We start from the raw sequence: 8,011 nt of genomic DNA, 5'->3' as shown, positions 1-8,011 counted from the left end.
GATCTTCTCCTCGTCGCGTTCGGTGGCCCGGCGGGCGGGGACCTGAGTGCTGTAACCCATGCGGTGCAGCAGGTACGACGTACCGCGCAGGGTGTAGCGGGTGCGGAACAGCCGGCCGATCAGCAGGGTCACCCGGGCCAGGGTCCAGCGCTGGTCGGGCCAGCCGTGCGCGGCCGGACCGCGGTCCAGTTCGACCCGTAGCCGGTCACGCTGACTGTCCGACAGGCGGCATGACGCACCACTGGGTCCTCGTGAGGCCAGCGCCGCCGTGCCACCGGCCTGCCAGAGCCGTTTCCACTGGTAGGCCGACTTCGTACTCACCCGCAGCCGCCCGGCGACCTCGACCGGATCGACCCCGGCGGCGAACAGGTCCGCCGCCTGCACCCGGACCACTTCCCGACGGGCACGACCCTGCGCGGTAAGCCCGCCACCATCCGCATACCTCATRYCCGATACAAGCGTCGGACACGGCCGGGTCATACCCGGACAGACCGGATGTGATCAAACAGACCCCGACCATTCAAGATCTGTAGCTGCTGATAATAGAGCTGCRTCGCCTTCTCCTGCACGAGTGCGTAGGCGAACAACGAGACCGCGTSGTCAAGTGGCAGATCGAATTTCTTACGGCCCTCAGCCGCCAGTTCCCGACGCAGTTCCTCCGGTTCGGCGATACCRGCGGCGACCTGGTAACGGAACAGGGCCCGGGCGTGGCTGTCCTCTTCCTGGGCCCACCGTACCGTGAAATGGTAGAGCTCACGGTTATGGATAAAGGTTTCCAGGTCAACGTCGGAGTTGAGCGGGAACGCACGCTCGTAGAGGTCGAAATAGCCGGGGAGATGGTCCTCGATCAGGGTGATGAAGCGGACCGCTGAGCGCTGGCCTTCGGTGAGCCGGTCGGCCTCGGCCTCGTCCCACCGGAAGGCCGATTCGACGTCCCAGCGGCGGGCGGCGGACCCGGCAGAGTGAAACGCGGTGACCGCCGCCGCCAGGTCGGAGGCGGGCAGCAGCGGCGGCAGCACCGGACGGGCAAAAGAGCGGTCGGACCGGGCAGGACGGCGTTGCCCCGCTTCCTGAGCAGAGGTAGCTGACGTAACGGTGTTCGATACGGTCACGATGATTCTCCTGTTGTCAGACCGCCGTCTCGAGCGCCGCGAGCACGATACGGACGACGTCGTTGATGGAGCTCAGGGCGAAGACGTCCTCATCCTCGATCTCGATATCGTACGTGCGCTCTATGCKGGAGATCATGACCAGAACCTTCACCGAGTCCGCGCCTTCGACGGCCCGCAGGTCGAGGTCGGGAGTGAGCGCGTCGGCTGACATCCCGAGCTCGCGAGCGAGGATGGCGGTGACAGTACTGACAATCTCGGCGCGGGAGGGTGTCATCATGACTCCTTCGGTCATTCGCCGTGTCGGTTGAGGCGCGTGAGAGGGACTATTCAGCCCTGACCGCCGACGGCCTGGGCCGCGTTAGCAGCCTGGACAGCGTTAGCAGCCTGGGCGGCCTGGGCCGCGGTGATGGCTTCCGCGACACRGTCGAACTCGTCCGGTCGCAGGTCCAGGCGTTGCCGCGCGATGTTCATCGATGTCGGACGGTAGGTCGCGCTCGCCGCAGCCACCAGACTGCCCGCGGCGTCGAGGATCTCGGCCTYGGCACGCACCAGGCCGCCCGCGCCCGTCGGACCGCCCGTCGGACCGCCCGTCGGACCGCCCGTCGGGTTGGAGACCGGCTCAGCCGTGCCGGCCTGTAGGCGGGCGACGCACTGGTAGTCGGTGTTCACCCGCATCGCGGTGACGTACCGCAGCCGCATCCCGGTGGTGAAGGAGGTGAGGCCTGTTCGCAGAACGATCAGGTTTCCCATGGTTTCGTCGCAGATGACTCCGATGAGACCGCCGTGCACGACCCCCGGGTACGACTCGTGAGTGCGGTCCAGCCTGAAGCGGGTGGCGATCCCGTCGGGACGGAAGGCGAAGCGGAGGCGCAGGCCGTTTGCGTTGTGCGGTGAGCAGCCGAAGCAGCGGTAGCTCTCCAGGACCGCCCAAGGCACCGGCAGGTATTCCTCGTCGGCCGAGGATTGGGAGGGAGCGGTCGGGTGAATGTGCATCGGTTCCTCCGGCAGAGAATTGGTCACGGCGCGCCCTGCCGACGGCGTCGCACGTGATCCGGGGCGCCGCCGTCGTCGCGCGTCGCCCCCGCATCCGATCGGGTCTGGGAACGACGTTCTCAGATTCGATGCCTCAGGCCACTATTTCGGCCATCGCGTGGCGGATGCCGGAGTTTCGGCTCAGGTCCCGGCCGACCGCCGTTCCGAGCATGCGCCGGAGCTTGGCCTGGAGCTTTTCCAGCGCATCCGGCGGAGAGAACTGGAGATAGACATCGATCACGTCGTCGACGGTCTCGTGCCCCTGCATCTCCTCGACGCGCTGATGCTTGTAGACACCGACCGGGTGGTTGAGCCGCGGGCTCGTAACGTAGAAATGAATCCTTTCCAGGACTGACCTCAGCTCGTGCGGGTGGAGTTCCAGACGACGCTTCAAGTAGAAGAGGAACTCGCGGGCGTGCCCTGCTTCGTCGCGGCTTGYGCGGAGAAACAGGTCGGCCRGCACGGGCTCCTCCACCCACTCCGACATCGCCCGGTAGACCGTGTTGACGATGATCTCAGAGATCACGTTCGTGGTCAGGGTCGCACTCGGCGTGATACCGGCTTCGTACGGCTCACGCAGAGCCTCGATCTTGTCCTGGTCGATGTGGACACCCACCGCCTTGAGCCAGGCCCGGAAGGCGTAGTGATGCTGAAGCTCCTGGTAGGCCCAGATGGCCACGAAGGCYGAGCAGTCGTAGTCGTCGTGGAACTCGCTGAGAAAACCGTGCAGCCCGGGGAGAGACGTCGCCTCGCCCATGACAACGCCCTTGACAAGCGAGATGTAGACGGGATGAACGAGGTCACTCCGGACGTTTTCCAGCCCGAGGTCGGAAACCTTCCACTGGAGGCGCTCGTAGTGCTRGAAAACATCGAAGCTATGGGACTTGTCAGCGGTGGCGGTCGGCATGGATGGACTCCTTCTGAGCTTCCCTCGCAGGCCTTTGCCGCTCTACCATGGGTTGCCTGGCCGATCATTACAACCCTGATATCACACGCCARTCGAACCATTCCGATCAGCTATCACGGAAGCGCTTACCGCCTCCGTGCGGGACGGTCCACGCACCGGGCGGACGATCCACGTACCGCCGCCCAGCGTTCACCAGCCCTTCATCGTTCACGAGTCCCTTCATCGGACCTGGTAGAACACGGTTGTCACGTACTGGTCGAAGTCGTTCACTCGGAGCGTGAGCCGAAGTTGCCATTCACCGGGCAACGGCGCCCGGATCCCGTCGCTCCGCGCATGGCCCGGCGCGGCCAGGCTCAGCGGAACAGTGAAGGGGCCGAGATCGGCGGCCGGCAACGACAACGCCACACTGGCCTCCACCAGTTTCTGCGGTTTGCCGCTCGGGTCCGTGGCCTGGACGTCCAGGGTCTGGGCGCCCACCCGCGTCGGCGAGACCCTCACCTTCACCGTCATMGGACCCGCGAAGGTGGTGTCGGAGAACGGCGGTGAATAGCTGGTACGTCCCGGTACCATGTTCACMAACCCAGCCGTGATCCCCAGCACGACAGCCCCGAGCACGATTTCCGCCATGACACCCCGGCGCAGCCCGGCAAGCAGAACGGCATGCGACGAGCGGTCCGGCCGGCCGGCCGGCTGATTTCTGTTCGTTCTGTACTGCCGGCGGACCCACCGCCGCGCCAGAGCGCCGAGAGCGATCATTCCAAGGACCAACCACACCTTGTACACCAGCAGTCGACCATAGCTGGTATCAATCAGGGCCCGTGGCGGGCCGACCTCACGCCAGCCCTGGAAGACCCCGCTGACCATCACGGCGACAACGGCCACAACCGCGATCTTCGACCACCGGGGAAGGATCTCCGCCAGCTCGGTGGCCGATGCGCGGCGCACCAGGAAACCGGCAATCATCACCAGACCACCGATCCACACCGACATGGCGATCACATGCACCGTCGTGCTGGTGGTAGCCAGCCAAGCCAGATCGCCGACGCTGGCATGACCGATCATGGCAAGCGTCACGGCCACCACGACACCGAGACCGGCGAGCTCCCCGTTTCCCCGCGGATCCACCGACCCGGTTCGCAACAGCCGCCGCACGAGAGGCACCATCAAAGCCAGAGCGAGCAGACGGATCAGCAGCAGGTGACCGAACCGATCCGCCAGGGTGGTCGACAGAACCGACCACTGCCCGAGTCCCCCGAGGCCGAGCCCGGCAGCGTAGGGGCCCTGCAGCAGCAGCTGCGCGAATGCCGCAAAAACGGATAATCCCCACGCTGCCATCAACAGCCGGCCGGGACCGGCCGCACGAAGACCTGTCGGCCAGAGCACGATCAGAAAGAAACAGACGCCCAGCAACAGGGCCGTCGCGGCGTATCCGAGAAATCTCGCCATGGCGAAGACGACGCCCACCGTCGAGGAGYCCGATGTGCCGGAGGCCGCCGCGGCGGCGGCATCCGGCGGCCCGCCCACACCGAAGGCGAGCGCACCGGAAACAGGATGACTATCCGCCGAGATGACACGCCAGCTCGCCACGTACGTGCCGTTCGGCAGCCCCGGCCGGAGCGCGACCGTCGCCTGCGACGCCTTGGGACCAGATCCGGCACGACCATCATCGACCCGCCTACCCGCGGAATCGAGCACCCGGATCGAATCGCGCGAGACCCGTACTGACTCGCTGTAGTCAAGGGTTACCCGTGTGGGTGCGACGTCAAGTGCCGCGCCGTCCACGGGGTCGCTACCCGTCAAAAGGGCATGCGCCGACGCCGGCGGGACCCCGAGGCCAAAACCGATGGAGGTGGTGGCCATGACCAGGAACGTCACGGCCACCACCAGGATGCGGCGCACGACGGTTAGGCGCGCCGTCGCAAAGAGATCAGCGCGAATCCACCGGCCAACAACCCGAGTGCGCCAAGGACAAGGCCAGCAATCCCCAGGCCACGCGCCGTCCCGTCGGAATCGTCGGAGGCCGATGCGGCTTCGTCCGACCGCGCCGCGGCCGCGCCAGGCCCACCGGACCTCGGGGAGGATGCCGTCAGCGTGAGGACCGGCGCCGGCTTCTCAGGCTCCTGGGCGCCTGGGGCGGCGACATCGACCCACCGCACGACCGAACCATCGGAGTAGGTCTGCAATGCCTTGAACACAATGTGGTCGGTGTTTTCGGGCAGCGGCCCGGCGGAGACGGTGAAGGTGTCGAACTCCCCGGGCTTGATCCCGCCATCCCCCTGCGCCGTCCAGGCAATCCTGGTAACGATCTCCTTGACCTCTCCGTCGTCCGTCATGAGCGGCTTCGACGGGGCCGCTTTGGTGATCTTGTATGTCCACCCCGCCTTGGGCTGGACCGACACGGACGCGATCGGGGTGTCGGTAGGAAGCTGGACGTCCAACCCGGTCGTGGACGCGGTGTCCTTCTCCGTGGGGACCTTGAACGACAAGGTGGCGTAGCTGCCCGCGGCAGCCGTCGGCGGCTGCACCGTGACATGGGCGGACGCCGGTCCAGCTAGGAGGAACATCGCTGCCGCGGCAGTGCCGGCAAGCATGCCGGCACGCCGAACGTTGCGGTACATAAGATCCCTTCGAACGTCCCACGGCGCGTGGGACCACCYGAAGATGCCTTGCCTTGCTCGCGCCGGGGTCGTTCGTCGGGCAGATGAGCCCGCCAGCGGAACTCGTCTACCAGGCTCGCCGTGACATCAACGCTCGCCGTGACGTCAACCCCGGAAAAGGGGAAGCGGGTGGTCCCCGGCGCCGTGCGCCACGGCCAAGGGGGCGAGCGTGCGGTCTCGGCACCCGCTTCCGAAGGTTGATCTTCACGGTGGGTGGGACAGGCGGAACGACGGCGACGGTCACCGGATACAGCAACAGGGCCACGACGGTGCGCGGCCTCAGTCCGGCCGCGCACCACACAGCCCGCTCGGAGTGACGAAGCATCAACCCCACACAGCCCACGGCAATGCCATGGGCCGCCGTCATCGGAACATCCAGGCTCGGACCGCTGGCCAGGTGGGTGTGCGGATGCGCAAGTACGAAGGTGACATGGAGGGCGATCTGCGTCGCCCCCAGACCCGCGAGCAGCGCAGCGACTCCTCGCTCGCRGTCCGCGAGCCCGAACGCCACCCGGGTGAGGAGGAGGACCGCAACCAGCATGATCCCAGCGGCTGGCCGCGGCGCCCCGCCAGAGACGTGCGCGGCCCAGGCCAGACACACCGAGGACGAGGCGAACACGACGGCTCGGCCCAACCGGGCCGTCCCGCTGTCCACCTCGCACTCTGCTGCCACAGCGAGCAAGCTTGCCATGCCCGCCGCGGTCATGGCCACACCCCCCGGAACCGTGCGATTGGGGTTGATGATCTGGCTGGCGGTCCTGGGCGTCTCGTGGGCAGGGTGACCATGAACTTCGCCCCGGGGGTACGCCGCGGGTCGTAATAGGCCTTATGGAGAGCTCGCTCAGTCGCTTCTCGGCGCCAGCCATGGCCGGCCGAGAGCGGAGACGCCGATCGCTTCGATCAATGACGGTCGGGCCGGGGTGGTCGGGCCGGGTTAGTCGACCTGGGCCTGCTGGCCCGGCGGACGGRCAGGGCCTGGGATCGTCGCGGACCGGGCGTTGCCGCTCGCGGTATTACTTCCGGTGTTGCTTCGCTGCATACCAGGAACGAGGAGGTCGGCGGACCGAATTGTATTGGGCTGGACGTCCCTGCGGGTAACGGCCAGGTAGGCGACCAATATAACGATCATGATAGTGGCGCCACCACTGACCGGTCCGTCGCCGAAGCCGACACCGCTGTGCGAGTGAGGCTTACCGAGCCAGTCGGCGAAGGACGCACCGAGCGGCCGCGTGACGATGTAGGCGAGCCAGAAGGCGACGACCTCGTTCAACCCGAACCGCCACCAGGCAACCGCGGGCACCGCGATGATCGCCGTGAACACGATGCCCGAGGCCAGAAAGCCCAGGTGCATGGTGGTCGCGGTCACATCGCCGGCCGCGGTGCCCAGGGCGAAGGTCGCGAGCACCGCCAGCCAGTAGTAAGTCTCCCGGCGGCGGGTCACGATGCTGTKAATCGACAGCGTTCCCTCAGCGCGACGCCAGAGAAAGAAGACGGTTGCGAGGAGCATGGTATAGAAGATCGCCGAGCCGACATGGCCGATGGGCGGGCCGTCGGCGGCCATGGTGCCGAAGACCGCCACCATCATCACGGCGAACCAGTAGACGGGGGCGAAATAGCGCCGGGCGCGGAACTGCAGCCATAGCGCGACCGTGAACCCGACGGTACCGATGACAGCTGCGAGTACCAAGTTGACATGCGCAAGGTAGTCTGCGGTCGCCTCACCCATGCCGGTGGTCAGAATCTTCACCACCCAGAACAGAGCCGTGATTTCCGGCACTTTAGGCGCAAGGGGCTCCCGCGCGCGGGTCCGACTGTGCGATGAAGGCGGCATCGATATGCTTTCTGACTCGATGGGTGCCGGATCGAGGAAGTTTAGAGCAGGCACGGTGGACACGGGGCTCCCGGCTACACGTCGGGGACCTGCGTCGAGCCCACGCTGCCATCCCGCCGATGTGAAGAGGGTGTGAGGCAGTGTCCCGACGTCGAGCGGCCTCACTTAGCACAGAAAAAGCCACTATATCCCGCCAGGAACCCGCCACCGGCACACGGGATCGATCCCACTGCTCCAACCAGACCCGCCCGGCTGGACAGGGGCCGGCCGGCCCGGGTCCATGATCATCTTCATGGTTACCGGCAGACGGAGATGACCCGCTTCTGCGCGTGCCGCTGCGAGTGGTGGAGGGCTTCCTCAACTCCGACGTCGCGGAACCGGCAATGCCGTGGACGCGCATCTTTCCTGCCGGGGCGGCATTCCACGCCCGGGACCTCCCTCGCCTGTTACGATTCCTAATCGAAAGATCGGG

At 66.4% G+C, this 8,011-nt stretch carries 8 protein-coding genes and 1 pseudogene; all 9 read right to left on the bottom strand.

Annotated features, from left to right (window positions below; translation table 11 throughout):
* The coding region (locus tag CcI156_RS21220) for a winged helix-turn-helix domain-containing protein (protein ID WP_254847546.1) at positions 1-447 on the bottom strand (447 nt) is incomplete at its 3' end.
* Between the two features lie 68 nt (positions 448-515).
* Positions 516-1,112: pseudogene (locus CcI156_RS21215) on the bottom strand (acyl-ACP desaturase); the annotation flags it as partial.
* A gap of 16 nt (positions 1,113-1,128) precedes the next feature.
* The gene (locus tag CcI156_RS21210; RefSeq protein WP_076807783.1) at positions 1,129-1,386 is read right to left on the bottom strand and encodes an acyl carrier protein; all 258 of its coding nucleotides are present in this window, start codon (positions 1,384-1,386) and stop codon (positions 1,129-1,131) included.
* A 53-nt stretch (positions 1,387-1,439) separates the two neighbouring features.
* Complete coding sequence (locus CcI156_RS21205; protein ID WP_254847545.1) at positions 1,440-2,105, bottom strand: PaaI family thioesterase; 666 nt, start codon at positions 2,103-2,105, stop codon at positions 1,440-1,442.
* A gap of 133 nt (positions 2,106-2,238) precedes the next feature.
* A complete protein-coding gene (locus CcI156_RS21200; protein WP_076807770.1) occupies positions 2,239-3,051 on the bottom strand; it encodes a ferritin-like domain-containing protein in 813 nt (270 codons plus the stop codon).
* Positions 3,052-3,270: 219 nt separating this feature from the next.
* Positions 3,271-4,911: a CopD family protein gene (locus CcI156_RS21195; RefSeq protein WP_254847544.1), complete on the bottom strand. Its 1,641-nt coding sequence runs from the start codon at positions 4,909-4,911 to the stop codon at positions 3,271-3,273.
* 44 nt (positions 4,912-4,955) lie between these two features.
* The gene (locus CcI156_RS21190) at positions 4,956-5,669 is read right to left on the bottom strand and encodes a YcnI family protein (RefSeq protein WP_023841574.1); all 714 of its coding nucleotides are present in this window, start codon (positions 5,667-5,669) and stop codon (positions 4,956-4,958) included.
* Between the two features lie 106 nt (positions 5,670-5,775).
* Complete coding sequence (locus CcI156_RS21185) at positions 5,776-6,414, bottom strand: hypothetical protein (protein ID WP_076807765.1); 639 nt, start codon at positions 6,412-6,414, stop codon at positions 5,776-5,778.
* A 228-nt stretch (positions 6,415-6,642) separates the two neighbouring features.
* On the bottom strand, positions 6,643-7,539 hold the full coding sequence (locus tag CcI156_RS21180) for a hypothetical protein (RefSeq protein WP_371681834.1): 897 nt from the start codon (positions 7,537-7,539) through the stop codon (positions 6,643-6,645).
* Between the last annotated feature and the right edge of the window lie 472 nt (positions 7,540-8,011).

The sequence above is a fragment of the Frankia sp. CcI156 genome, assembly GCF_001983015.1.
GTDB classification, from domain to species: Bacteria; Actinomycetota; Actinomycetes; order Frankiales; family Frankiaceae; genus Frankia; species Frankia casuarinae.
Note: the sequence above shows the minus strand (reverse complement) of the source record. Positions and strands in the feature narration are given on the sequence as shown.

Bases quoted from the DNA above. Each gene is read 5' to 3' on its own strand.
- CcI156_RS21190 (WP_023841574.1), bottom strand. From the start codon at position 5,669: ATGTACCGCAACGTTCGGCGTGCCGGCATGCTTGCCGGCACTGCCGCG.